This is a genomic window from Streptomyces sp. NPDC088733, from assembly GCF_044751185.1.
GTDB lineage: Bacteria > Actinomycetota > Actinomycetes > Streptomycetales > Streptomycetaceae > Actinacidiphila.
In genome coordinates, this window is the sequence record NZ_JBIVLH010000001.1 from 585661 (window position 1) to 610708 (window position 25048).

The 25048-nt window shown below is 72.7% G+C and carries 23 protein-coding genes; 12 read left to right on the forward strand and 11 right to left on the reverse strand.

The genetic code is table 11. The features are described from left to right. Positions 1-252 precede the first annotated feature (252 nt). Positions 253-3393: a tetratricopeptide repeat protein gene (locus ACIP64_RS02645; protein ID WP_401581157.1), complete on the forward strand. Its 3141-nt coding sequence runs from the start codon at positions 253-255 to the stop codon at positions 3391-3393. Between the two features lie 105 nt (positions 3394-3498). On the opposite strand, the gene ACIP64_RS02650 is transcribed toward ACIP64_RS02645, so the two are convergent. Beyond that, a complete protein-coding gene (locus ACIP64_RS02650) occupies positions 3499-3741 on the reverse strand; it encodes a hypothetical protein (protein ID WP_401580862.1) in 243 nt (80 codons plus the stop codon). A gap of 4 nt (positions 3742-3745) precedes the next feature. Next, entirely contained in the window at positions 3746-4618 is an 873-nt protein-coding gene (gene mca, locus ACIP64_RS02655; protein WP_401580864.1) for a mycothiol conjugate amidase Mca, read from the reverse strand. 105 nt (positions 4619-4723) lie between these two features. Here mca and ACIP64_RS02660 point away from each other — a divergent pair, with 105 nt between their 5' ends. After that, positions 4724-5134: a DUF4307 domain-containing protein gene (locus tag ACIP64_RS02660; RefSeq protein WP_401580865.1), complete on the forward strand. Its 411-nt coding sequence runs from the start codon at positions 4724-4726 to the stop codon at positions 5132-5134. Positions 5135-5308: 174 nt separating this feature from the next. Beyond that, positions 5309-5806: a transcription elongation factor GreA gene (gene greA, locus ACIP64_RS02665; protein ID WP_401580866.1), complete on the forward strand. Its 498-nt coding sequence runs from the start codon at positions 5309-5311 to the stop codon at positions 5804-5806. Between the two features lie 93 nt (positions 5807-5899). On the opposite strand, the gene ACIP64_RS02670 is transcribed toward greA, so the two are convergent. From ACIP64_RS02670 to ilvA, 3 genes are all read right to left on the reverse strand, one after another. Beyond that, complete coding sequence (locus tag ACIP64_RS02670) at positions 5900-6760, reverse strand: ABC transporter permease (protein WP_401580868.1); 861 nt, start codon at positions 6758-6760, stop codon at positions 5900-5902. Next, a complete protein-coding gene (locus ACIP64_RS02675) occupies positions 6757-7719 on the reverse strand; it encodes an ATP-binding cassette domain-containing protein (protein ID WP_401580870.1) in 963 nt (320 codons plus the stop codon). The genes ACIP64_RS02670 and ACIP64_RS02675 overlap by 4 nt, the downstream gene beginning before the upstream one ends. Positions 7720-7944: 225 nt before the next feature. Then, positions 7945-9105 carry a threonine ammonia-lyase gene (ilvA, locus tag ACIP64_RS02680; RefSeq protein ID WP_401581159.1) on the reverse strand — a complete coding sequence of 387 codons (1161 nt, stop codon included), beginning with the start codon at positions 9103-9105 and terminating at the stop codon, positions 7945-7947. A gap of 232 nt (positions 9106-9337) precedes the next feature. Between ilvA and ACIP64_RS02685 the strand changes: the two genes are divergently transcribed. Genes ACIP64_RS02685 through ACIP64_RS02695 form a run of 3 tightly spaced genes read left to right on the forward strand, consistent with a single transcriptional unit; the run spans position 9338 to position 10565 of the window. After that, positions 9338-9829 carry a MarR family transcriptional regulator gene (locus tag ACIP64_RS02685; RefSeq protein WP_360901843.1) on the forward strand — a complete coding sequence of 164 codons (492 nt, stop codon included), beginning with the start codon at positions 9338-9340 and terminating at the stop codon, positions 9827-9829. Positions 9830-9861: 32 nt separating this feature from the next. Beyond that, complete coding sequence (locus ACIP64_RS02690; RefSeq protein WP_401580873.1) at positions 9862-10326, forward strand: RNA polymerase; 465 nt, start codon at positions 9862-9864, stop codon at positions 10324-10326. Then, positions 10323-10565 carry a hypothetical protein gene (locus ACIP64_RS02695; protein WP_401580874.1) on the forward strand — a complete coding sequence of 81 codons (243 nt, stop codon included), beginning with the start codon at positions 10323-10325 and terminating at the stop codon, positions 10563-10565. Before ACIP64_RS02690 ends, ACIP64_RS02695 begins: the two co-directional genes overlap by 4 nt. A 36-nt stretch (positions 10566-10601) precedes the next feature. Here the strand turns inward: ACIP64_RS02695 and ACIP64_RS02700 are convergent, their stop codons facing one another. Further along, a complete protein-coding gene (locus tag ACIP64_RS02700) occupies positions 10602-11753 on the reverse strand; it encodes a cystathionine gamma-synthase (protein ID WP_401580875.1) in 1152 nt (383 codons plus the stop codon). Between the two features lie 67 nt (positions 11754-11820). Between ACIP64_RS02700 and ACIP64_RS02705 the strand changes: the two genes are divergently transcribed. The 3 genes from ACIP64_RS02705 (at position 11821) to ACIP64_RS02715 (ending at position 13839) form a co-directional block, all read left to right on the forward strand. Beyond that, on the forward strand, positions 11821-12861 hold the full coding sequence (locus ACIP64_RS02705; protein ID WP_401580877.1) for a hypothetical protein: 1041 nt from the start codon (positions 11821-11823) through the stop codon (positions 12859-12861). Continuing rightward, positions 12858-13517, forward strand: a complete 660-nt coding sequence (msrA, locus tag ACIP64_RS02710) for a peptide-methionine (S)-S-oxide reductase MsrA (protein WP_401580879.1) — start codon at positions 12858-12860, stop codon at positions 13515-13517. Before ACIP64_RS02705 ends, msrA begins: the two co-directional genes overlap by 4 nt. A gap of 175 nt (positions 13518-13692) precedes the next feature. Then, positions 13693-13839 carry a hypothetical protein gene (locus ACIP64_RS02715; RefSeq protein ID WP_401580881.1) on the forward strand — a complete coding sequence of 49 codons (147 nt, stop codon included), beginning with the start codon at positions 13693-13695 and terminating at the stop codon, positions 13837-13839. A 33-nt stretch (positions 13840-13872) separates the two neighbouring features. On the opposite strand, the gene ACIP64_RS02720 is transcribed toward ACIP64_RS02715, so the two are convergent. The 3 genes from ACIP64_RS02720 to ACIP64_RS02730 form a co-directional block, all read right to left on the reverse strand. Then, positions 13873-14274 (reverse strand): DNA-binding protein, encoded by a 402-nt coding sequence (locus tag ACIP64_RS02720; protein WP_401580882.1) that lies wholly within the window; start codon positions 14272-14274, stop codon positions 13873-13875. Continuing rightward, positions 14271-14519 carry a hypothetical protein gene (locus ACIP64_RS02725; protein WP_401580884.1) on the reverse strand — a complete coding sequence of 83 codons (249 nt, stop codon included), beginning with the start codon at positions 14517-14519 and terminating at the stop codon, positions 14271-14273. The genes ACIP64_RS02720 and ACIP64_RS02725 overlap by 4 nt, the downstream gene beginning before the upstream one ends. 174 nt (positions 14520-14693) lie before the next feature. Beyond that, positions 14694-15716 (reverse strand): LacI family DNA-binding transcriptional regulator, encoded by a 1023-nt coding sequence (locus ACIP64_RS02730; RefSeq protein ID WP_401580885.1) that lies wholly within the window; start codon positions 15714-15716, stop codon positions 14694-14696. A 318-nt stretch (positions 15717-16034) separates the two neighbouring features. Between ACIP64_RS02730 and ACIP64_RS02735 the strand changes: the two genes are divergently transcribed. Further along, complete coding sequence (locus ACIP64_RS02735) at positions 16035-19412, forward strand: S8 family peptidase (RefSeq protein WP_401580887.1); 3378 nt, start codon at positions 16035-16037, stop codon at positions 19410-19412. 191 nt (positions 19413-19603) lie between these two features. Then, positions 19604-20548 carry a D-alanyl-D-alanine carboxypeptidase family protein gene (locus ACIP64_RS02740; RefSeq protein WP_401580889.1) on the forward strand — a complete coding sequence of 315 codons (945 nt, stop codon included), beginning with the start codon at positions 19604-19606 and terminating at the stop codon, positions 20546-20548. A gap of 56 nt (positions 20549-20604) precedes the next feature. Here ACIP64_RS02740 and ACIP64_RS02745 read toward each other — a convergent pair whose 3' ends face one another. Further along, entirely contained in the window at positions 20605-21291 is a 687-nt protein-coding gene (locus ACIP64_RS02745; protein ID WP_401580891.1) for an ABC transporter ATP-binding protein, read from the reverse strand. Between the two features lie 99 nt (positions 21292-21390). Then, complete coding sequence (locus ACIP64_RS02750; RefSeq protein ID WP_401580893.1) at positions 21391-22860, reverse strand: ABC transporter permease; 1470 nt, start codon at positions 22858-22860, stop codon at positions 21391-21393. Between the two features lie 555 nt (positions 22861-23415). Between ACIP64_RS02750 and ACIP64_RS02755 the strand changes: the two genes are divergently transcribed. After that, on the forward strand, positions 23416-24609 hold the full coding sequence (locus ACIP64_RS02755; protein WP_401580895.1) for a hypothetical protein: 1194 nt from the start codon (positions 23416-23418) through the stop codon (positions 24607-24609). The last annotated feature ends 439 nt before the right edge of the window (positions 24610-25048 follow it).

Here is a 25048-nt window from a genome sequence, read left to right on the forward strand (position 1 = left end):
CGGCGGGGGTCAGCACCCCGCCGCTGTCCAGCAGGTGCCAAGTCACCTTTGCGCCAGGGCACCGGGGGTACGAAGCAGCACAAGCGGGGAGGAAATCGCGGAACGGGCCGGTGGCCGGCGCCTGCCCGGCCCGCTCCGCGCTTCCGCAGCCCCGGCCGCACCGATGGTGTCGCGATACGGCGGGTTCGGCAGGACACTTGGGGCCTGGCTCGGCGACCGAGGGGGACCGCGTTGACGAAGCGGACTGCGGAACTGCACCCGTCCGACCGGGCGGAGGTGTTACGGCTGCTGGAGCGGGCCGTCGCGGGAGAACGACGGCGCAGGCACCCCGAGGACGGCGACGAACTGCTGCGCAGGGGGCGCGCGGCACTGGAGACGATCGCGGACGAGGCCGCGGGCGAGTACACCGCCTACGCGGCGGCCCGGGACGCCGAACGCGCCGGGCGGCGCGCCGCGTTCGGCACCCCCGCCCTGGTGACCGCCGTGGCCGCGGTCGCCACGTGCGTCGCCGACCTCGGCTGGGGCACCGGCGCCGGTACGGCCCTGGGCGCCGCCGCGGTCGTCGCGGTGGCGGGGGCGGCCACGACGGCGGCCTGCTCGGCGGGCGGCTCCGGTGCGGGCGGCGGGCGCCCCGGCGAACTGCGCCGCGCCTGGCTGGAGGCGGTGGACCGGCGCGGCGTCCGCCCGTTCCTGGAGCGGCAGCTCACCGCGCCCGCCCCGGCACCCGCGCCGGGTCCGGCCCTGCCCGCGCAACGGCGCACCGACCGCAGCGCCGCCGCGCGCGGCCGCAGCGTCCTGGAGCAGTCCTTCGCGCAACTCCCGTCCACCGACGGGCCGTTCGCCGGTCGCCGGGACCATCTGCGGTTGATCGCCCAGTGGGTGCGCCAGGCGCGCGTCTCCCCCGACAGCGGGCCCGTGGTCGTCGTGCTGCACGGTCCGGCGGGCTCGGGGCGCACCACGCTGGCCCTGCGCGCCGCCCGGCAGCTCAAGGACCAGTTCCGCGGCGCCTGCGTGGTCGATCTGCGGGGCGCGGCCCCCGGCGAGCGGCCGCTGCCCACCCGTGACGCGCTGCTGCACCTGCTGAACCGGCTGGGCGCGCCCCGCGAGCAGTTGCTCTTCCGCGAGCGCACCTCCCAGGAGCAGAATCTGCGGCGCCTGGCCGACGAGTACCAGAAGCGGCTGACGGGGGTGCCGGTCGTCGTCGTCCTGGACGACGCGGCCGACACCGCTCAGGTCAGGGCCCTGGTCCCCGAACGCTCCGACAGCCTCGTCCTGGTGACCGCGGCCGGGCCGCTGGCCCTGGACGTGCCGGCCGCGCGCGTCCACGACCTGCCGGTGGAGCCCCTGGCGGCGGGCGCCTCGCGGGAGTTGCTGACCGAGCTCGGCGGGGACGCCGGGGCGGCCGGGGCCGGCGCGGAGGAGATCCGGCGGTTGTGCGGCGGGCTCCCGCTGGCGCTGCGCGTCGCCGGCAGTTCGCTGCCCCTGCGCGGCGCGGCGGCCCTCGCGGCGGAACTCGGCGCCTACGGGCCGCTCGACCCGGTCGACCGGGCCCTGTCCCTGCGCTACCAGGACCAGCCGGAACCCGCCCGCAGGCTGCTGCGGCGCCTGGCGCTGGCCGGGCGCACCAGTCTCGGGGCGGCGGCGGCCGCGGCGCTGCTGGCGGCCGACGAGCAGGAGGCGGCACGGCGGCTGGGCGAACTGGCCGCGGCCGGGCTGATCGAGCACGTCCGCGGCAGCCGCTACCGGCTGCACGATCTGGTGCGCCGCTTCGCGCACGCCCGCCTGCTCGACGAGGAGGACCCGGACGAGCGGGCCGCCGCCCAGGAGCGGCTGATCCGCAGCTACGCCGAACTCGCGGACTCCGTGATCCGCCTGGTGGACGGCCGTACCTCCACCCGGGCGGACCGTTTCGGGCCGCAGGGCTTCGCGTCGCTGGACCTCGCACTGCGCTGGCTGGACGAGGAGTCCAGTTTCATCACCGCCGCGCTGCGGCAGGCCGACGGCGTCGACCAGCGGGTTGTGCAGCACCTGCTGGGCGCGCTGTGCGACTACTGCCTGCTGCGCGGCGACCTGTACCGGCTGGGCGAGATCAGCGAACTGGCGCAGCGGCACCAGCGCGAGGCCGACCAGAACGTGCTGGTGCGCTCCGTGCAGTGGCGCACGGGGATCGCCGCCCGGCAGCTCGGCGAACTCGACAAGGCCCGTTCCACGCTGACGTCCGTGGTCGACCTGTACTTCGAGGCGCAGCACCCGGCGGGCGCCGCCCGCGCGTTGTGCAGTCTCGGCATCACGCTCCAGCAGCAGGGCAGCCTGCACGAGGCGGAGGCCAGGCTCCGCGAGGCCCTGGAGCTCCAGGCGGCGGAGGAACTGCGCGCCGACCGGGCGTGGACGCAGCACGCGCTGGCGGCGGTGCTGCGCGACGCGGGCCGGCTGGCGGAGGCCGGCGAGCTGCTGGCCGAGTCGCTGGCCCTGCACCGCGAGAGCGAGAGCGTGCACGGCCAGGCGTGGGCCCATCTGCAACTCGGGCAGTGGCAGCTGGCGGTCGGCGACGCGGACCGCGGCGAGGCCGAACTCCGGGCCGCCGGCGAGGCCTACGCGGCCACCCGTGATCCGCGCGGCACCGCCTGGACGGCCACCCAGCTCGCCCGCGCCCGCCTCCTGCGCGGCGACGCCCCCGCCGCGCAGCGCATCCTGGGCGACGCCCTGGTGCGCCACCGGGCCAACGAGGACGCCCGGGGTGAGGCGTGGTCGCTGTACTACCTCGGCCAGGCGCTGGAGGAGGCCGGGGAGCTCGATCCGGCGCTGCGGGCCCTGGAGCGTTCCCGCACGATGTTCAGCCGCATGCGGGACGTCTACGGGCTGGCCTGCGCCCGGCACCACTCGGCGCGGGTCACCCGCGACCAGCGGGCCGCCCTGACCGGCAGCCTCCGCAACAGCGGCTTCGCCCGCCAGTTGCTCCAGGACGCCCGCGCCGACTTCCGCCGGATCGGCGTACCGCACGGCGAGGCCTGGTCCTGCGTCGAACTGGCCGTGATAGACGCGGGCAACGGCCGCGTCCCGGAGGCGCTGGAGCTGCTGCGCGACGCCGAGCGCCTCTTCACCGCGCTGCCCGACCGCCGGGGCGCGGACTGGTCGCGTTTCCTGCAGTGCACGCTGCTGCCGCTGCTGACCGAGGACGGCGCCGCCGAGGCGCGCGAGGGGCTGTCCACGTTGCTGCGGGACACCTACGAGGGACGCGACCTGGACCTGGAGGAGTACGCGGAGGCGTACGCGCTGCTGCTGGAGCGCGGCGTCGAACCCGGCACCCCGTGGGAGGCCTGGCGGCTGGGCATGGTGCCGTCGCGCGGGGCGCGCATGGCGATGACGCCGCCGCCGGCGGACCGGGCGGGCTGATCCTGCCGCACCGCGGACCCCGGGCCGAGCGCCGCGGGGCGTCTCAGGGCATGCCGCGACCCCGGGCGGGCTCCGCCCGGGGTCCCGCGGCGCGGTGCGGCTGGATCAGCCGGCGCGGCCGGCGCCCTTGCCGGGGGCCGGCTCCGCCTCGGCGGCGGGGTCGGGCTCCTCGACAAAACTGATCTTGTGCATCTGCTTGTTCATGTTCTTCATCAGCCACCACAGGGCGAGGCCGATGAGGGCGAAGATGACGAAGCCCAGGAGTCCGGGCGTCACCTTGTTCTCGTCGAGGTCCTTGACGGCGAGAGGAACGAGCTGGGCTGCGGCCGTGCCGAATGTCGCGTTCACGCGCTCAATTCTCCCGGATGCCCGCGAAGAGGTCGTCCTCGGGGAGGGTGGTGTCCACGCGGGACTTCGCGAGCTCGTAGTCCTCGTTCGGCCAGACCTCCTTCTGGATCTCCATCGGCACCTGGAACCAGGCGCCGTCGGGGTCGATCTGGGTGGCGTGCGCGAGCAGCGCCTTGTCCCGGATCTCGAAGAACTCGGCGCACGGCACGTGGGTGGTGATGGAGCGCTCGGGCCGGTCGAAGGTCTTCCACCGCTCCAGCCACTCGCCGTACGGGGACTCCAGGCCGCGGGAGAGCAGGGCCTCGTGCAGGGCGACCGTGCGCTGCCGGTTGAAGCCCTGGTTGTAGTAGAGCTTCAGCGGCGTCCAGGGCTCGCCGGCCTCGGGGTAGCGCTCCGGGTCGCCGGCGGCCTCGAAGGCGATCATCGAGATCTTGTGGGTCATGATGTGGTCGGGGTGCGGGTACCCGCCGTTCTCGTCGTACGTGGTGATCACGTGCGGACGGAACTCGCGGATGAGCTTCACCAGCGTCCCGGCGGCCTCGTCCACGTCCTGCAGGGCGAAGCAGCCCTCGGGCAGCGGCGGCAGCGGGTCGCCCTCGGGGAGGCCGGAGTCGACGTAGCCGAGCCAGGACTGCTTGACGCCCAGGATCTCGCGGGCCTCGTCCATCTCCTTGGCACGGACCTCGTGGATGTGCTCCTCGATGTACGAGTCGCCCTGGAGCTTGGGATTGAGTACGGAACCGCGCTCGCCTCCCGTGCAGGTGGCGACCAGGACGTCGACGCCCTCGGAGACGTACTTGGCCATCGTGGCCGCGCCCTTGCTCGACTCGTCGTCGGGGTGGGCGTGCACGGCCATCAGTCGCAGCTGATCGGTCAAGGTTGGATCCTCAGTCAAGGGTCGGAGTAGCGACTTCTATAGTGACCGAAGCAAGGGGCTGTTTAATTCCAGGGCCGGACTCCCGGCCCCCGGGAGGACTGATCGATGAGCGCGGCGACGTCGCAACTGCCCGAGGGCCGGTACGGCCGGAGTGCGGACGCGGACGCCCGCACCGACCGCAGACTCAAGGTCATCGGGGCCGTACTGGGCGCGTTGACGCTGGTCCTGCTCGTGTGGATCGGCTGGGACAAGATCGCCGGCACCGAGGTGAGCGGCCAGGTGATCACGTTCCAGGTGGTCTCCGACCACGAGGTCCAGGTCCATCTGGAAGTGCGCAAGAACACGGACACCGAAGCGGTCTGCACGCTGCGCTCGGTCGCCGAGGACCACTCCGAGGTGGGCCGCCGCGACGTCCGGCTGAATCAGCACAGCGATCGCATCGACACCGTGGCCACCATTCGCACCACCAGTCGCGGGACTTCCGCGGAGCTGATCGGCTGCCAGCCGACACACTGATCGGGCCGGTTCCATCGACACCCGCCTGACCTGCGCTGATGCCCTTTTGATGCTTTTCCTCTCGCCGATTGTCGGGGGGAATTGTTAGGCTCGTGGTTTCGCCCTCCCGCGAAGACGCATCTTTCTGGGTAGGGCGTTCATTTGTAAGCAAGCGAGTACCGACGAGGAGCACCTGTGACCCAGACCAGTGAGAACGTCACCTGGCTGACCCAGGAGGCGTACGACCAGCTCAAGGCCGAGCTGGAGCATCTGTCTGGTCCGGCGCGCGCCGAGATCGTCGCCAAGATCGAGGAAGCCCGCCAGGAAGGCGATCTCAAGGAGAACGCCGGCTACCACGCGGCGCGTGAGGACCAGGGCAAGCTGGAGCTCCGGATCCGCCAGCTGACGCAGCTGCTGCAGCACGCCAAGGTGGGTGAGGCCCCGGCGGACAACGGTGTGGTCGCGCCCGGCATGGTCGTCACCATCGCCTTCGACGGCGACCCGGACGACACGCTGACCTTCCTGCTCGGCTCGCGCGAGTACGTGTCGTCGGACCTGGAGACCTACTCGCCGCAGTCGCCGCTCGGCTCGGGTGTGAACGGCAAGAAGGTCGGCGAGGACGCGAGCTACGAGCTCCCCAACGGCAAGAAGGCCTCGGTGAAGATCATCGAGGCGAGGCCGTACAGCGGCTGACCGACGCGGGCGCCGGCACCCCGGCATCCCCGCCCACGGACATGACGGAGCCCCCGGCCGCGAAGGCCGGGGGCTCCTTCGGTGTCCGCACGTTCACGCCGTGGCGGAGCGGTACTTGCGCACGGCCAGGGTCCGGAAGACCACGATGATCACGACCGACCAGATCACCGAGGCGAGCACCGGGTGCTGCATGGGCCAGGCGTCCGCCTCCCGGTAGTTGGGCGGCAGGTTGCCGAACAGCTCCCGGCAGGCGAGCACGGTGGCGCTGAAGGGGTTCCACTCGGCGATGTGGCGCAGCCACGGGGTCATCAGGTTGGAGTCCACGAAGGCGTTCGAGATGAACGTCAGCGGGAACAGCCAGATCAGGCCGCCGGAGGTGGCCGCCTCCGGGGTGCGCACCGACAGGCCGATCAGGGCGCCGATCCAGGAGAAGGCGTAGCCGAGCAGGAGGAGCAGCGCGAACGCCGCGACCGCCTTGGCCAGGCCCTCGTGAATGCGCCAGCCGACGAGTACCGCGACGATCGCCAGCACGACGACGGTCAGCGCCGTCTGCACCAGGTCCGCCAGGGTGCGGCCGGTGAGCACCGCGCCGCGGGCCATCGGCAGCGACCGGAAGCGGTCGATGAGGCCCTTGTGCATGTCGTCGGCGATGCCCGCGCCCGCGCCGGCGGTCGCGAAGGTGACGGTCTGGGCGAAGATGCCCGCCATCAGGAACTCGCGGTAGACGGTCGGGCTCGTGGAGCCGCCGACGTTCATGGAGCCGCCGAAGACGTAGCTGAACAGCACCACGAACATGATCGGCTGGACGAGGCCGAAGATGACGACCTCGGGGATCCGCATCATGCGGATCAGGTTGCGCTGGGCGACCACCAGCGAGTCCCGGACGGACTGCACGAACGGGTTGGTGGTCGGGCGCGGCTTGGCGGTGGCTACCGCGTCGGTCGCCGTGGTCACTGGGACTCCTCTTCCTTCTCCTCGGCGGCGTGGCCGGTGAGCGACATGAAGACATCGTCGAGCGTCGGGCGGCGCAGACCGATGTCGTCGATCTCGATGCCGCGGGTGTCGAGTTCGCGGATGACCTCCGCGAGCAGCTTCGCGCCGCCGGTGACCGGCACGGTGATCCGGCGGGTGTGGTTGTCGAGCGAGGTGTCGCCCTTGCCGAAGCCCTGGAGAACCTCGGTGGCCGCGGACAGGTGCTCGCGGTCGTGCACCACGACCTCGACGCGCTCGCCGCCGGTGCGCGCCTTGAGCTCGTCGGAGGTGCCGCGCGCGATGACCTTGCCGTGGTCGATCACGCAGATGTCGTGGGCGAGGTGGTCGGCCTCCTCCAGGTACTGCGTGGTGAGCAGCAGGGTGGTGCCGCCGGCCACGAGGTCCTGGATGACCTCCCACAGGGCGAGCCGGTTGCGCGGGTCGAGCCCGGTCGTCGGCTCGTCCATGAACATCACCGGCGGCCGGACGACCAGCGCCGCCGCCAGGTCGAGGCGGCGGCGCATGCCGCCGGAGTACGTCTTGGCCGTGCGGTCGGCGGCCTCGGCGAGGTTGAAGCGCTCCAGCAGTTCGGTGGCGCGCGCCTTCGCGTCGCGCGCGGACATCTGGTAGAGCCGCCCCACCATCTGCAGGTTCTCGCGGCCGGTCAGGTACTCGTCGACGGCGGCGAACTGACCGGACAGACCGATCTGCCGGCGCACCTCGTTGGGGTGCTTGAGCACGTCGACACCGGCGACGACGGCCTTGCCGCTGTCCGGCTGCAGCAAGGTGGTCAGGACGCGGACGGCTGTGGTCTTCCCGGCTCCGTTCGGGCCGAGCAGACCCAGGACGGTGCCTTCGGGGACGTCGAGGTCCACTCCGTCCAGTGCCCTTACGTCGCCGAAGGTCTTCACCAGACCTTCGGCGTGGATGGCGCCTGGCATGCGTTGTCTCCCCTTCAGGGCGTGAGATGTGAGATGTGGGGATGTACGGGCGCGCGGCCGGAGCGGCGGCACACGCCGATACATCGCGAGCATCCCAGACGCGATATATCGCGTCAACCGGTTTTTCCGCGGCTCCCTCTCCCGTGTCCCACCGCGTCCGCAACACCCTCGTCCAGCCTGCCGCACGCCACTGACAATCGGGCCCGCAGCCGAGCACGCAGGGGGTCAGAGCAGCGCGTACCCCGAGTCCCGCAGCGCGGAGACCACCGCCTCGCGGTGCTCCGGCCCGCGCGTCTCCACCCGCAGCTCCACCTCGGCCTCGGTCAGCCCGAGCCGGGCGTCGGTACGCACGTGCGCGATGTCCAGCACATTGGCGTCGCTCGCCGACAGGATGCCCAGCAGCGCCGCCAGGGCGCCCGGCCGGTCCGTCAGCCGCAGCCGGAACGACAGATAACGGCCCGCCGCGGACATACCGTGCCGAAGAATACGCTCCATCAGCAGCGGGTCCACATTGCCGCCGGACAGCACGGCCACCACCGGCCCCTCGAACGCCTCCGGCCGGGCCAGCAGCGCCGCCACCGGGCTCGCCCCCGCCGGCTCGACGACCTGCTTGGCCCGCTCCAGGCACAGCAGCAGCGCCCTGGACAACTCGTCCTCGCTGACCGTGTGCACGTCGTCCAGCAGATCCCGGATGATGCCGAACGGGACGTCCCCGGGACTGCCCACCTTGATGCCGTCCGCCATGGTGGCCACCGTGTCCAGCACCACGGGCCGGCCGGCCCGCAGCGACGGCGGGTAGGCCGCCGCGCCCTCCGCCTGCACCCCGATGACACGGACGTCGGAGCGCACCGACTTCACCGCCAGCGCCACACCCGCGGCGAGCCCGCCGCCGCCGACGCCCACCACGATCGTGCGCACCTCGGGACACTGCTCCAGGATCTCCAGCCCCACGGTGCCCTGGCCCGCGATGATGTCGGGGTGGTCGAAGGGATGGATGAAGACGGCACCGGTCTCCTCCGCGTACACGCGGGCGGCGTGCAGCGTCTCGTCCACCACCTGCCCGCGCATCCGCACCTCGGCGCCGTACTCCCGGGTCGCCGCGATCTTCGGCAGCGGGGCCCCGACGGGCATGAAGACGGTCGAACGCACCCCCAGCAGCGAGGCGGCCAGCGCCACGCCCTGCGCGTGGTTGCCCGCGCTCGCCGCGACGACCCCGGCGGCCCGCTCCTCCGGCCGCAGACCCGCGATCCGCACATAGGCGCCGCGCACCTTGAAGGAACCGGTGCGCTGGAGGTTCTCGCACTTGAGGTGCACGGGCGCGGACACCAGCCCGGAGAGGTAGCGGCTGCCCTCCATCGGAGTCGTCCGCGCGACCCCCGAGAGCATCTTGTGCGCACCGCGGACGTCGTCGATCGTGACCGGGTGCGAAGGGGGCGGGCCCGCCGGACGGCGGACGGGACGTACTGGACTTGCCGGGCTTTCCATGAACCCCAGTCTTGCAGCCGGGCGCAGGGGGAGCCGGGACCGAACAGTTTTCCCCGGCAGGGTCCCGGGGTGTCGCTCTCCGCGTACTCTTCTCCCAACCTTCGCAGGACCGACAGAACGCGAGCTTCCGGCCATGCCCATTCCCTCGGAGACAACGACCGACCTCCTGGAGCGGCTCCAGCACCAGGTGGCACTCTTCGCCCGGCGCGCGGAGCAGACCCGTCTGGGTGGCGTCGGCAAGGCCCGCAACTCCATGGACCGGGCCGCATACCTGCTGCTCAACCGGCTGGACAACGAGGGGCCGATGGGCGTCAAGGCGCTCGCCGAGGGCATGGGCATCGACTCCTCGACCGTCACCCGGCAGGTCGCGCCGCTCGTCGACAGCGGTCTGGTCAAGCGCACCTCGCACCCCGAGGACGGGCGCGCGGTGGTCCTCGCGCTCTCCCCCCGGGGGCGCACGCGCCTCGAAGAGGTGCGCACCTCGCGCCGTGAGCTCATGTCGGTCGTCACCGAGGACTGGACCGAGCAGGAGCGGGAGATCTTCACCGACCTCCTCGGCCGCTTCAACTCCGCGTTGGCGGACTATCACACGGCCATGACATCCGGGGACGAGCAGAGCTCTTGACCTGAGGTCGCCGTCTGCCGTCCCATGGCGCTGTGGGAGAGCGCCGGGCGGCAGCGGAACGCCTGCGCGACGCCGAGTTCGCGGCGTTCGCGGCGGGCGCGGCAGGGCGTCTGCTGCATGCCGCCACCCTGCTCACCGGCGACCGCGAGGAGGCCGCCGAGCTGCTGTGCGCCGCCCTGTCGCGGACGTACGCCGACTGGTTCCGGCTCCGCGGCGAGGACCCGTACGTCCACACCCGGGGCGAGATCGTCCGCCGCTTCGCGCTCCGCCCCCGGTGGCGGCGGCCGCGCGGCGGACTGCTCGTGCCGCTGACCGTCCACGAGCGGCTGGTGGTCGTCCTGCGGCTGTACGAGGGGATCGCCGAGGAGCAGACCGCCGCCCAGCTCGGCATGCCGGTCGACCGGGTGCGCGCGGTGTGCCTGCGGGCCACGACCGCCCTGCACGGCCCGCGGCCGGCCGCCGAGCCCGCGCCCCGGGTCCGGGAGGCCGCCTCGTGACGTGGAGCCGCAAGGAGGACCAGGTCCGCCGGCTGCTCGACGGACCGCACCCCGTCGTGCCCGCGGGTCTCGCCCTCTCGGCCGCCGAACGCGGCAGGCGCCTGATCGCGCGCCGCCGCGTCCTGCGTCTCGTCCTGTGGGTGCTGCTGCTGGCCGCCCTGACCGCCGCCCTGGTGGCGGCCGCCCTGTGGTGGCCGGAGCCGCAGCCGCTCCGGACGACACCCCTGGTGTACTGGTAGCGGGCGCCGCGGGATTTCCGGCGCCCGCCGTGCCCGTCAGCCGAGGGCGTGCCGCAGGTCCTCCAGCAGGTCGTCGACGGACTCGATGCCCACCGACAGGCGCACCAGGTCGGCCGGCACCTCCAGCGCGGAACCGGCCGCCGAGGCGTGCGTCATCCGCCCCGGGTGCTCGATCAGCGACTCGACGCCGCCCAGCGACTCGCCGAGGGTGAACAGCCGGGCCCGGTTGCAGACCTCGACCGCCGCCTCCTCGCCGCCGGCGACCCGGAAGGAGACCATCCCGCCGAAGCGCTTCATCTGCTTCGCGGCGACGTTGTGCCCCGCGTGCTCGGCCAGGCCCGGGTAGAAGACCTGGGTGACCTTCGGGTGGGTGGACAGCAGGTCCGCGACCTTCTCCGCGTTGTCGCTGTGCCGGTCCATGCGCACCGCGAGGGTCTTGATGCCGCGCATGACCAGCCAGGCGTCGAAGGGGCCGGCGACCGCGCCCATCGCGTTCTGGTGGTAGGCCAGTTCCTCGCCGAGGCCCGCCTCGGCCGCGATCAGCGCGCCGCCGACCACATCGGAGTGGCCGCCCATGTACTTGGTCGTGGAGTGCACGACCACGTCCGCGCCGAGCGCCAGCGGCTGCTGGAGGTAGGGGCTGGCGAAGGTGTTGTCGACCACGAGCCGGGCGTCCGCGCCGCGCGCGATGTCCGCCAGCACGGCGATGTCGGTGATGCCGAGCAGCGGGTTGCTGGGCGTCTCGACCCAGATGACCCGGGTGTTGGGGCGGATCTCGGCCCGCACCGCCGCCGGGTCCGAGGTGTCGGCGACCGACCACTGCACGCCCCAGCGCTCCACGACCTTCGCGAAGAGCCGGAAGGTGCCGCCGTAGGCGTCGTTCGGGATGACGACGTGGTCGCCGGGCTTCAGGACCGTACGCAGCAGGCAGTCCTCGGCCGCCAGCCCCGACGCGAAGGCCAGACCCCGCCGGCCGCCCTCCAGCGCCGCGAGGTTCTCCTCCAGCGCCGTGCGGGTGGGGTTGGCGCTGCGGCTGTACTCGTAACCGCCGCGCAGACCGCCGACACCGTCCTGCTTGTACGTGGAGACCTGGTAGATCGGCGTCACCACGGCCCCGGTCCGGGCATCGGCCGCCTGACCCGCGTGGATCGCCAGGGTCTCGAAGTTCTGGTGCTGCTGCTCGCTCATAGCGCCGAGCGTAGTGCCGCCGACGGGACGGGGGCGTGCCCGCCGGGCGCGCGTACGCTTGCTCACCATGGAATTCCTCTGGGTGCTGTACGGAGTGCTCCTGATCGCCGCCGTCGTGATGTGGCCCCGCCTGCAGCGCGGCCGCGCCGAGTGGGCCAGGGCCGCGGCCGACCCCGGCCTGTACGGGTTCGTGTCGCAGGACATGATCGACATCCGGCTGCCGGGACCCGACCCCGAACTCACCCAGGCCCTCACCGCGACCCAGCGCACCCAGGACTGGCGCGCGGTGGCCGCCCTGCTCAAGGGCACCCCGGTGGAGGGCGAGGCCCGCTGGCAGCGGGTCCAGACGCTGGCCGGTGCCGCCGCAGTGGAACTGGCGCGCGCCCCCGGCAAGGGCGGGACCTGGCTGCGCACCTGGCGGGTGGAGGAGCCGGAGGACCCGGGCGGCGCGGCAGTCCAGGCCGCGTTCCTGGTGCAGCGGGCGCGGCGCGCCGCGACGGGCTCGCCCGACGTGCCGATGATCCTGGAGGAGGCCCGCACGGTCGCCTCGGAGGCCGCGCTGCTGGCGCCGCGCGACCCGGTCCCGTACATCGTCGACCTCGCCGCGGACGGCGACTTCACGACCGCCTGGGAGAAGATCACCGCCCGCGCCCCGCACCACATGGGCGCGCACCTCGCCGCCCTGTCCCGGCTGCCCGAGGACGCCGCCCGCGACTTCGCCGAGCGCGCCGCCGCCTCGGGGCCCGAGGGCAGCCTGCTGCCCGCACTGCCGCTCTTCCAGGTCTTCGCGCACCTGCCGGAACTCGTCCTGACCAGCAGCTTCTACCAGAGCGAGGTCATCTCCCGGGCCGTCGGCGGCGCCCTGTACGCCACCGAGCACGCCTCCCCCAACGACCCCGTGGTGCCCCTGGTGCGGCACCTGCTGATCTCCTTCCTGGTGCGGGCCGAGCGCTACCCCGAGGCCGTCGAGCAGTTCCACCACGTCGACGGCTTCGCGGGCGCGGCCCCCTGGTCGTACGCCGACGACCCCGCCGCCGCGTACGCCCTCTACCGCGCCCAGGCCATCGCCGGACTCCAGCGCAACTCCGCGCCGGGACCGGCCCGTTGACGACCGCCCCGTTCCCCCACCACGGCCTGCGCCTGCCCTCCGCCGAGGAGGCCCTGCCCGGCCGCGCCTCGCCGCCGCACGTGCTGCCCGCACGGCACCTGCTGCTCGGCACCCCGCTCGCGGGCCCTTGTCCCGCGGGCCTGGAGGTCGCCGACCTCGCCCTCGGCTGCTTCTGGGGCGCCGAACGCACCTTCTGGCGCCTGGACGGTGTGTGGACGACCCTCGTCGGCTACCAGGGCGGCCACACCGCGCACCCCGTCCACGAGGAGGTGTGCAGCGGCCTCACCGGCCACGCGGAGACGGTGCGGGTGGTCTTCGACCCCGCCGCCCTGCCCTACGACCGGCTGCTGCGCGTCTTCTGGGAGGCCCACGACCCCACCCAGGGCTACCGCCAGGGCCACGACCACGGCACCCAGTACCGCTCCGCCCTGCGCACCCACTCCCCCGCGCAGCACGCCACCGCCCTCGCCTCCCGCGCGCTCTACGCATCCGCGCTGGCCGCCGCCGGCCACGGCCCCGTCACCACCGGGATCGCCCCCGCGGGCCCCTTCTACCCCGCCGAGGCCCGCCACCAGCAGTACCTCGCCCAGAACCCCGCGGGCTACTGCGGCATCGGCGGCACGGGCGTGACGTGCCCGGCGGGAGCTGCCTTGTGACAGTGCCGCAGGACCACGTCCTCGCGGGCGGCTGGGTGTACACGGAGAACCTCCGGCCGCTCTGCGAGGTCGTCTCCGGCCTCGCCGGCCACGCCTTCGACGACAGCGACTGGCAGGCGGTCGAGTACGGCCTGTCCACCACGGGTTCCGCTGTCCGCTCGTCGGTAGGCGGCGCGTGGACCTGTGCCTGGCCCAGGCTGCCGGCGGCTCGGTCGTCTCGCTCCGGCTCCTCGGCGACGCCGACGAGGCACTTGCGGCCCGGGCCGACGCCGTGATCGGCGTCCTCGCGCAGTACTGGGTGTACGACAGACCGCCGCAATGACCGGTGCCGATGCGGAGCCGGCGCAACGGTGCCCTACACGGCGACCAGCCGCACCCGGTCACCGCACAGCCTGGCCATGTCGTCGACGTCGGAGGTCAGTATCGCCACCGGCCCCGGCCGGCGCAGGGCCGTCTCGGCCACGGTGGCGTCGATCGCGTACGTGTGCCCGTGCAGTCCCGCCGCCTTGAGCAGACCTGCCGCCGCGCTGGCCGAGGACTCGGTCACCGGCTCGACCTTGACCCGTGACAGGGCCCCGTTCAACCGCGGCAGGTCCACGCGCGCGTGGCCGACCTCCACGATCGTGTTGGCGCCGACCACGAGATCGGCCCCCATCCCGTGGAACACCTGCAGCATCGCGAGTACCTTCCGGTCCTGCGCGATCCAGGCCGACAGCCCCTGTGCGTCCAGAACAACGGTCTCGAAGCGGTCGCTCACGCGGCGTCCGTGTGTCCCGCCGGTGCGGCGTCGCCAAGGATCCGGGCACGCGCCTCGGCCAGTTCCCCGTCCGTGAAAGCGCCGCTCTCCTCCTGGTGCCGCCGCAGGTCGTCACCGAGGAGCTGATGCCGTATCCGGCGGGACACCGCCTCGGCCACGTAGCCGGAGACGTTGTCGGTGAGCTTCCTCAGCTCGGCCACCTGCTCGGTGGGCAGGGTGACGGTGATGCGCGTCGTGGCGGACATACAACGAGCATGCTGCGGTATGCACCATGACGGCCTCCCTTCGTATGCCCTGCGACAGCATGGAATCACCGTGCCGGACACACCGCGCGGCCCCCTCAACCGTGCCGGTTTTGTCCATGCCGACAGACTTCCGCGCGCAGGCCCGCCGGACAGGGGCTTCGAATCACCCGGTCCCTACCGGGCCGGCACCGGCCCGCTGCTGTCGCGGACCGTCAGGCGGGGCTCGATGAGGTGCACCCCGGCCGAGGGGGCGGCGGTCGGGGTGCCGCCGAGTTTGGCCATGACGAGTTCGACGGCGCGGCGGCCCATCTCCTCCGCCGGGATGGACACCGAGGTCAGCCGGGGTGCCGACTGGACGGCGACCTGGTCGGGGCTGATCGCGACGACGGAGACGTCCTCGGGGACGGCGCGGCCCTGCTGGCGCAGGCGCGACAGGAGGGGGCCGATGGCGGCCTCGTTCTGGACGACAAGGGCGGTGGTGTCGGGCCGTTCCTCGAAGATGCGGGCGAGCGTGCCCGCCGTCGACTCCCAACTCCCCTCGCAGGGGCGGTGGATGAGCCGCATGCCATGTGCGGCGGCGCGGGAGCGCAGGCCCTGGAGGGTGCGTTCGGCGAAGCCGGTGTGCCGCTGGTAGACCGCGGCGGCCTCGCCGACGACGGCGACGTCGCGGTGGCCCAGACCGGCGAGGTGGTCGACGCAGAGCGCTCCGGTGGCCTCGAAGTCGAGGTCGACGCAGGTCAGTCCCGCGGGTTCGGCGGGCAGGCCGATGAGGACGGCGGGCCGGCCGCCCTCGCGGAGCAACGGGATGCGTTCGTCGTGGAGTTCGACGTCCATGAGGATCATCGCGTCGGCCAGCCCGCTCGCGGCGACCCGGCGCACCGCGGTCGGCCCCTCCTCGCCGGTGAGCAGCAGCACGTCGTGGCCGTGCTGCCGCGCGGTGGTGGCGACGGCGATGGCGATCTCCATCATGACGGGCACGTACATGTCTGTACGCAACGGCACCATCAGGGCGATGATGTTGGACCGGCTGCTGGCCAGTGCGCGGGCACCGGCGTGGGGGTGGTAGCCGAGTTCCTGGATGCTGCGCTCGACCCTGTGCCGCGTGGCCTCGGAGATGGACCGCTTGCCGCTCAGGACGTACGACACGGTGCTGGCGGAGACCCCGGCGTGCCGGGCGACCTCGGCGAGCGTGACCATCCGGCGACTCCCTCGGGTGGACGGGCGGCATGCGCGGTGCGCCACCTCGATGGTGAAGCGCTTCGACGAATGACCGTATCCAGTGCCCGCTTTCCTGTCCAGAGAAGTGTCGAAGCGCTTCAACTCACCCCGCATGGAGCTTGTACGGACGCACGGAGGACACTTGGCCGGAATCCATCGCGACGGTTGCCTGCGGGGCTCTGGAGACCTCAGGTGCGCGGGGTGGATACTGCAACGCGAGGCGGGGGGCCTCGCCGGGGGATCGCCGCGGGGGGAACATCGCGTGCGCGCGTCCGGGAATGAGGGCTCCCGCGTGTCATGACTCGGACACCAGGGGAGAAGTTGCACGCACACTGGAGCAAGGCGCGCGCGTCGGCGCTCGCAGCGGGGGTCGTCGCGGTGCTGACCGCGGGCGTGGCGCTGCCGGCCACCGCGGCGGGAACGCCGGGATCGCCGGGAACGCCGGAGATACAGACACCGGCCGGCGCGGTCGCCGCCCGGCAGGGCGGCGGGCAGGAGTGGATCACCCTGATCACGGGTGACCAGGTCGCCGTGAACGCCAAGGGCGCGCCCGTCGCCCTGAAGCGCGCGAAGGGGCGCGAGGGCATACCCGTCCAGACGCGCCGTCAGAACGGCCATGTCTACGTCGTCCCGCAGGACGCGGCGCAGCTCGTCGCACAGGGCCGGGTCGACCGCCGGCTCTTCGACGTGACCACCCTCAGCCGCGCGGAGTACCGCAGGGCGGCCCAGCGGCACGGCCTCGGGCTGATCGTCACGTACCGGGGCGGCGCGGCGGACGCCAGGTCCGAACTGCACGCGGCCGAGGGCACGAAGGTGACGCACACCTTCACGCGGCTCAACGGCGAGTCCGTCACCGCCCCGGAGAAGGACGCGGCCGACGTCTGGGCAGCGCTGACCAACAACAGAAACGATTCTCCGTACGCCACCGCGGAGTCCGGCCTGGGCACGGTCTGGCTGAACGCGATCCAGCGGGCCGCGCTCGACAAGAGCGTGCCGCAGATCGGCGCGCCGACCGCCTGGAAGGCCGGCTACGACGGCACCGGCATCAGGATCGCCGTACTGGACACCGGCGTCGACACCCGCCACCCGGACCTGCCCACGGGCACCAAGGTGGTGAAGACCGCCAACTTCTCGGAGTCCGCCGACACCGTCGACCACGTCGGCCACGGCACCCACGTCGCCTCCATCGCGGCCGGCACCGGCGCGAAGTCGGGCGGGAAGTACAAGGGCGTCGCCCCGGGCGCGCAGATCATCAGCGGCAAGGTGCTGGACGACGAAGGCTTCGGGGACGACGCCGGCATCATCAAGGGCCTGGAGTGGGCCACCGCGCAGGGCGCCAGGATCGTCAACCTGAGCCTCGGCGGCACCGACACCCCGGGCGTCGACCCGATCGAGGCGGCCGTCAACAGGCTGTCCGCCGGCGCCGGGGCCCCGCTGTTCGTCATCGCCGCGGGCAACGAGGGCGACAAGGCCTCCACCGTCGGCTCGCCCGGCAGCGCCGACGCCGCGCTGACCGTCGGGGCCGTCGACAAGACCGACCGGCTCGCCGACTTCTCCTCGCGCGGCCCGCGGGTGGGCGACGGCGCGATCAAGCCCGATGTCACCGCCCCCGGCGTGGACATCACGGCGGCCGCGGCCAAGGGCAGCGCCATCGACACCGACCCGGAGGTCCCGCACCCCGCGGACGGCTACCTGACCATCTCCGGCACCTCCATGGCGACCCCGCACGTCACGGGCGCCGCGGCGATCCTCGCCCAGGAGCACCCGGACTGGACGGGCCAGCAGATCAAGGCCGTTCTCGTCGGCTCCGCGGAGGACGGCGGCTACACCCCCTTCCAGCAGGGTTCCGGCCGGATCGACGTGGCCCGCGCGATCGGGCAGACGGTCGTCGCCGAACCGGCGTCGCTGAACTTCGGCACGGCGCTGTGGCCGCACAACGACGACCCCACGACGACGAGGACCGTCACCTACCGGAACTCCGGTCAGCAGGACATCACGCTCGACCTGTCGCTCACCGGCCAGGGACCGCGCGGGGGCGCCGCCCCCGCGGGCTTCTTCCGCCTCGACAAGCAGCAGGTGACCGTGCCCGCGGGCGGCACCGCCGAGGCGACCGTGACCGTCGACTCCACCCTCGGCGGAACCGTCGACGGCGCCTACAGCGCCTACGTGGTGGCCACCGGCGGCGGCCAGAACGTCCGCACCGCCGCGGCCGTGATCCGCGAGAGCGAGTCGTACAACCTCACGATCACGAACCTGGACCGCACCGGCCACGCGGCCCCGGCCTTCGACACGATCGTCACCGGCCTGGACGGCCTCGGCGCCCCCTGGGAACTGACCGCCGGCACCACCACGGTGCGGGTGCCCAAGGGCACCTACAGCGTGGACAGCCTGATCATGAAGATGAAGGCCGACGGCAAGACGCCGCAGAGCGTCGACTGGCTGACCCGGCCGCTGGTGAAGATCACCGGCGACACCGCGCTGACCTTCGACGCGCGCACCGCGAAGCCCTTCGTCTTCAAGCTGCCGGACAGCGCGGCCCGCCAGGCGGATCTGTCCGTCGGCTACGTCCTGTCCAACGGCACCGACGGCAGCGGGCTGAGCTACGACGCCGGTACCCTGACCGACTTCCGTACCGCGCACGTCGGTCCCGAGCTCACCTCATCGCAGTTCCAGGCGGCGGTGAAGGGCACCTTCGAGCACGGCGCGAACGTCTTCAACGTGGCCTACGGGCGCAGCAAGTCCTTCTTCACGGGCTACACCCGGACCGTGGCGAGCGGCGACCTGGCGAGGATCGCCACCACGGCCGGCGCCCCGGCGGCGAACAAGCTCGGCCTGCTGTTCACCGAACCGACGGTCAACGACGCCTTCCTCATGACGAGCGGCGTCGCCGTCAGGCTGCCGTACACCAGGAGCGTCTGGATCAACGCCGCGGGCGTCGCCTGGGCCCAGCGGTTCCTGCAGCTCGACACCACGGGCAACCCCGACGCGGCCTGGTTCGCCGACGAGCAGTTCTTCACCAAGGGCCGGAGCTACAACCGCACCTGGAACGTCGGCGTCTTCGGCCCGAAGCTCGACTCCATGTCGGGGCTCTTCCGCTCGGGGGACGAGATCTTCGGCTACGTGGGCACCTTCGACGACGGATCCGGCCACGACGGCGGCTCCCTCTACGACAAGGCCAGCACGACCCTCTACCGGAACGGGACGAGGATCGGCACCGTCGCCGGCATGCTCGACGACGGCGTCTCCTTCACCGTCCCGGCCGGCAAGGCCGCCTACCGGCTCTCCACCACGGTGAACCGCAGCAAGCCCGCCACCGTCAGCACCCGGATCACCACGACCTGGACGTTCACCTCCCAGCGCGCCGAGGCCGGGCTCCCCGTCTCCGTGGTCCGCTTCACCCCGGCGCTGAGCGCGACGAGCAGCTCCACGGCCGGCGCCACCAGGACCGTCCCGGTCACGGTCCAGGGCGCGGCCGCGGGCACCAACCTCAAGTCGCTGAAGGTGTACTGGTCCACCGACGGCGGCGCCCACTGGAAGCCGCTCACCGTCAAGAGCGGCAAGGTGACGCTGAAGAACCCCAGGGCCGGCACGGGCGTCTCGCTCAGGGCCCAGGTGACCGACAAGAAGGGCAACACGCTCGACGAGGCGATCTTCAACGCCTACCGCACGAAGTAGTCCCCTCGGGCCGACCGCGCCCGGAGGAACGCGCCTTGTGACGGCCCGCCCGGAACGGAAACCACCGTTCCGGGCGGGCCGTCCGCGTTTTGTCCGCGTCCGGTCACAATCCCCGCTCCCCGTACGGGTGTTCGTCGGTCGGGTGTCAGGATGTGCTGCCCGATCCCCTCCCATCGACCCATGGAGCTTCTTTGAGACTCGGCATCACGAGGACGCACCGGCTCGGCGCCGCGCTCCTGGCCTCCAGTGCCCTCGTCGTGGCGGCCCCGGTGGCGGCTCCCGCCCAGGCGGCCACGGTCAAGGCCCCCTCGGTGACCGCCACGGGCGCCTTCCTGCTCGACAGCACGGCCAACAAGACGCTGTGGAGCAAGGCCGCCGACACCAAGCGGCAGATGGCCAGTACCACCAAGGTGATGACGGCCGCCGTCGTCCTCGGCACCCCGAAGCTGGACCTGAACAAGAAGATCACGATCAAGCAGGCGTACCGGGACTACGTCGTCCGCAACGGCGCCAGCACCGCCGACCTGAAGACGGGCGACACGGTCACCGTCAAGCAGCTGCTCTACGCACTGATGCTGCCCTCGGGCTGCGACGCCGCCATGGCGCTCGCCGACACCTACGGCACCGGCACCACCGTCTCGGCCCGCACCGCGTCGTTCATCAAGAAGATGAACAGCACGGCCGCCGCGCTGAAGATGAAGAACACCAAGTACGACTCGTTCGACGGCATATCCTCGGCCGGCAGCAACTACACGACCCCGCGCGACGCGGCGGTCCTGGCCCGCAAGGCCATGTCGTACGTCAACTTCCGCGATGTCGTGAAGTCCGCCAAGTCGGTGCAGAAGGCCACCAACGGCCGCACCTACACCTGGTACAACACCAACAAGCTCCTCGGCTCGTACAACGGCGCCGTGGGCGTGAAGACCGGCACCGGCACCTCGGCCGGCCCCTGCCTGATCTTCGCCGCCACGCGCAACGGCCGCACGGTCGTCGGTGTGCTGCTCCACAGCTCCAGCGGTGACAACCGCTTCACCGACGCCACCAAGATGCTCAACTACGCCTTCGGCACCAGCAGCACGTCCGCTGCCGGCACGCTGAAGCTGCGTTCGCTCCCGGCCGGCGCGCAGCGCGACTGACCCGGGCGGCACCCCGCCGCCGCCCGGCAGGAGCCGGGCGGCGGGACGGGCGGCCGTCAGGCCGCGGGCGTGCGGTCGGAGACGGTGATCTGCCCCCGCTTGATCGTGGCGACCCGGGTCGCCCGGCGGGCGATGTGGGAGTCGTGGGTGACCAGGACGAAGGTCAGCCCGTACTCCTTCCACAGTCCCTCCAGGAGCGCCAGGATCTCGTCGCGGGTGCCCTCGTCCAGGGCGCCGGTCGGCTCGTCGGCGAGCAGCACCTTCGGCTTCTTCACCAGCGCCCGGGCGATGGCCACGCGCTGCTGCTGACCGCCGGAGAGCTCGCTCGGCAGGTGGTGGAGGCGGTCGCCGAGGCCCACCGAGTCGAGCGCCTCGGCGGCGCGGGCGCGGCGCTCGGCGGCCTTGACGGCGAGCGGCACCAGCGCGGTCTCGACGTTCTCCTGCGCGGTGAGCGTCGGGATCAGGTTGAAGCTCTGGAAGATGATGCCGATGCTCTCGGAGCGGACCTTGGTCAGCCGGGTCTCGCTCAGCCGGGCGAGGTCGACGCCGTCGAGCTCGACCGAGCCGGAGGTCGGCTTGTCCAGGCCGCCCAGCATCTGCAGCAGGGTGGACTTGCCGCCGCCGGTGGGTCCCTGGACGACGAGCTGTTCGCCGTCCTCGATGACCAGGTCCACGCTGCGCAGCGCGTCCACGACGTCCTTGCCGCGCGAGTAGCGCTTGGTCACGCCGCTCAGCTTGTACATGAGATGACTCCTGAAGCCTGGGAGGAGAAGGGGGTGGGTGCCGCACCCCGCCAGGGGGATGGTGCGGGGCGCGGCACCCGTCTCGGGGAGGGGTTGCGGCTACTCGACGCGGCGCAGGGCGTCCGCGGGGCGCAGCCGGGAGGCGCGCCAGCCGCCGAAGGTGCCCGCGATCAGGCCGCCGGCGATCGCCAGCACCACGGCGACGACGATGGTGTTGACGCTGACCGGCGCCTCAAGGGCGATCTTGAGCACGTCGGACGCCGCCTGCCGGCCCTGTCCGCCCTGCCCGCCGCCGAAGGCGCCGCCGCCGAAGCCGCCGCCCCGGCCCCCGAAGCCGCCCCCGCCGCCGCGGGCGACGGACGCGTCCAGGGTCGGGCTGATGGCGGTGATGAGGTAGGCGCAGCCGAGGCCGAGGGCGATGCCGAGCACGCCGCCGATGAGGCCGTTGACCAGGGCCTCGCCCATGACCTGGCGGGTGACGCGGCCGCTCTTCCAGCCGAGTGCCTTGAGCGTGCCGAACTCGCGGACCCGGCGGCTGACCGCGGAGGAGGTGAGCAGCCCCGCGACCAGGAACGCGGCGATGAGCACGGCGATGGACAGCCACTTGCCCACGTTCGTGGCGAGGTTGGACGCCGTGGACAGCGAACCCGACACCGTGGACGCCAGGTCCGAGGAGGTCGTGACCGTCGTGCCGGCGATGTTCTTCTGGATGGCCTGCTTCACGGCGCCGATCTTCTGGGAGTCGGCGGCCTGGACGTAGACGGTGGTGACCTTGTCCTTGGAGTCCGACAGCGTCTGCGCCTGCTGGAGCGGGATGTAGACGTTCGCGGTGGACGAGCCGCTGTCGGCGGTCGCGATGCCGATCACGGAGAACGTGGTGCCCGAGACGGTGAGCGTCTTGCCCACCGACAGCTTCTTCTGCTTGGCGTACGCGCTGTCCAGGACGGCGACCTTGGCATCGGCCTGCGCGGCCGTGAAGGTCTTCCCGGAGGTGATCTTCGAGGAGGTCAGCGGGCCGAGCTCCATGTGCGCCACGTCGGTGCCGTAGAGCGTGAAGTTGTCGATGCCGAAGTTGGCACCGCCGCCGCGCACGGTGCCCTGCGGCCGGTTGCCGCCGAACCCGCCGCCCTGCCGGCCGCTGTTCGGGGACTGCTGGTACTGCCCGCGCTGGAACTGGCCGTTGATCTTGATGACGACCAGGCTGAGACCGCCGACGGCCTGCTTGACCCCGGTCTGCCCCGCGACGTCGCCGACGACGGAGGACTTCAGGGTGGTGAAGCCCTGGACCATGACACGGTCGCTGCTCTGCTCCTTGTCGTCGCCGCGCGCGTTGAACTGGAACCGCGGGCGCTCCGCGCCCGTCGAGGACGGGTCGGCGGCCTTGGTGACGGTCATGTCCGTCCCCAGGCCGTAGAGCGACTGGAGCACCTTGCCCTGCGCCTGTGTCATGCCCGCCGACACCGAGTTGACGGTGATGACCAGCGCGATGCCGAGTGCGAGGCCCATCGCGATGACGAGCGCCGCTTTCCTGCGGCGACGGAGTTCGCGCCGGAGATACGTGAAGAACATCGATTCCTCGCCGAGTTCGGAAGCCGGGGGGCGGGAGGGAGGACGGACTCGGCCTCCGTCCCGCTGCCGTGACGCTAGGAATCGGCCCTGATGAGAGTGTGAGGCCGGGATGAGAGGGCGATGAGAAACCCGGCGTCCCCGGAACCGGGACGGCCGCCGCCCGCGACAGCCGCCCGCGACGGCCGTCTCGGTTCCGGGGACGTGCGGGGGCTGCAGTACCTTGTCCTGTGCCTGCCCCGTCCCTGCCGGCCCGCCCTCGCGGGGCCGTCGCGACAGGCCGCGGGAGGGGATTCACGGAAGGCGGAGGCGCACATGTGGATCGGATGAGAAGGTCGGCGCCGGGACGGAAAGCGCTTCGACGACGGTGCACGGGACCAGCCGCGCGCCCACGCACGAGGGGGAGAGCCGGAGTTGACGGACGGAACGCCGTGGGACGGGGAGGGTCACGGCCGTCGCCGGGGGTTCGGCGACGGCTCCGGACCGGGACGCGAGCCGGGGTACGGACCTGACCCCGGCAGCGGTTTCGGCCCCCCTCCCCCGCCTCCGTACCCGGCGATGCCCGCCCACGCGCCGGCGCCGCCGCCCGCCCGGCCGCGGCGCTCCGCGCTGCTCCTGGCCCTCGTCGGCGTCGCCACCGCCGTGCTGGTGGCCGGCCTGCTGATCGCGAGGCCCTGGAACGACGGTCCCGAAGGGGCGGGCTCCGGCTCGCCCGCGGCCGGCAGGGGCACCGCCGTCGACGCCGCGCGGATGCTGCGCGAGGCCGCGGACACCCTGGAGAAGGCCCATGTGCTGTCCTACCGGGGTGAGTTCGCCCGCGATCCGGGCACGGCCACAGGCTTCGACCTGCAGACCACCCCGGGCGGATGGGGCCGCGGCTCCCTCGGCGACGGGGGCCGGACGGTCCGGTTGCTCACCGCGGGCGACCACCGGATGGCCAAGGCGGACCAGGCGTACTGGAAGGGCCGCGGCTACTCCGGCGCCCTGCTGGACCGGATCTCCGACCACTGGCTCGACGCGTCCTCCGACCTCCCGGAGATCGACGACGTGACGGCCCCGCTGGCGCCCGCCAACGTCGCCGGCCTGCTCCGCGACGCGGCCGGCAGCGCGTCCTCGGCCACCGCCTCCCCGACCCGGGTGGCCGGCCGGGCCGCCACCGTGCTGTCCACGCCCGGCGGCACCTTCTCCATCAGCGACTCCGCGCCCCACACCCTGCTCCACCTGGCCTCAGGGTCCTCCCCCGCCGCGACCGGGCCGCTGCCGCTGGCCGACGGCACGGACGTCTCCGTCGCCGCGCTCACCGGTGTCGACCGTGCGGCGTTCACCACCGGCTTCGAACGGGACCTGGCGGAGCTGAGCACCGCGGTCGACCCCACGGTCACCTTCACCACGGTCGGCAAGGCGCGCTTCTCCCCCTGCGGCAGCACGACGTGCACGGCCCGCTTCACGCTCCAGAACTCCGCTTACGGTTCGGCGGCCGCGGAGGCGAGCACCGACGACGCGGTCCACGCGGAGATCACCATCGACATCACGCTCGACGGCAGGAGCATCAAGCGCTGCTCCTACCAGCGCACGATGGAGCCCTCCGGCTCGGTCGCCCTGACCTGCACGGCCGCCTACAGCGCCGCCACGACCAGCGACCACACCGTCAAGGGCCAGCCCGACGCCTGGGCACGGGCCGTCCCGGACGACGAACTGGCCAGGCTGCGCGCGGACTTCGCCAAGGGCGCGGCGGACGGCCAGGCCGCCTGACCCCGCGCGCGGCGGCCAGGCGGCCCCGCCCGGGAAACGAGCCCCGGTCACGGTGAGCGTCACCCGGGCGTCCATCACCCGGGGAAGTAACGCCACCACTCGTTCCGGCCCCCGCCGAGTTCGAGCCCCGTCCGCACGCCGTCGCCGAGGACCTGCTGACGTCCCCGGTCCGGGAACCCGCGGCGGCCTGCCCGGACGGCGTGAACGTCGAGTCCGAGGCGAGCCGGACCCCGCGCACGCCGCCGTGCGCCTCCACGAGCGCCGCTCCGGCAAGACCCGCTCCCGCGGCACGGAAGCCCGCGCCGTCAGGGTCGCCGCCGCCCGCCGCGACGGGGTCGACCCGGCGGGCACCCCCGGGGTGCCGCCGACACCCCGACACGCCCTGCCCGCACGGGACTTGAGGTGGCGCCGGTCCCCGGCGCCCCTTGCCGTGAGTCCA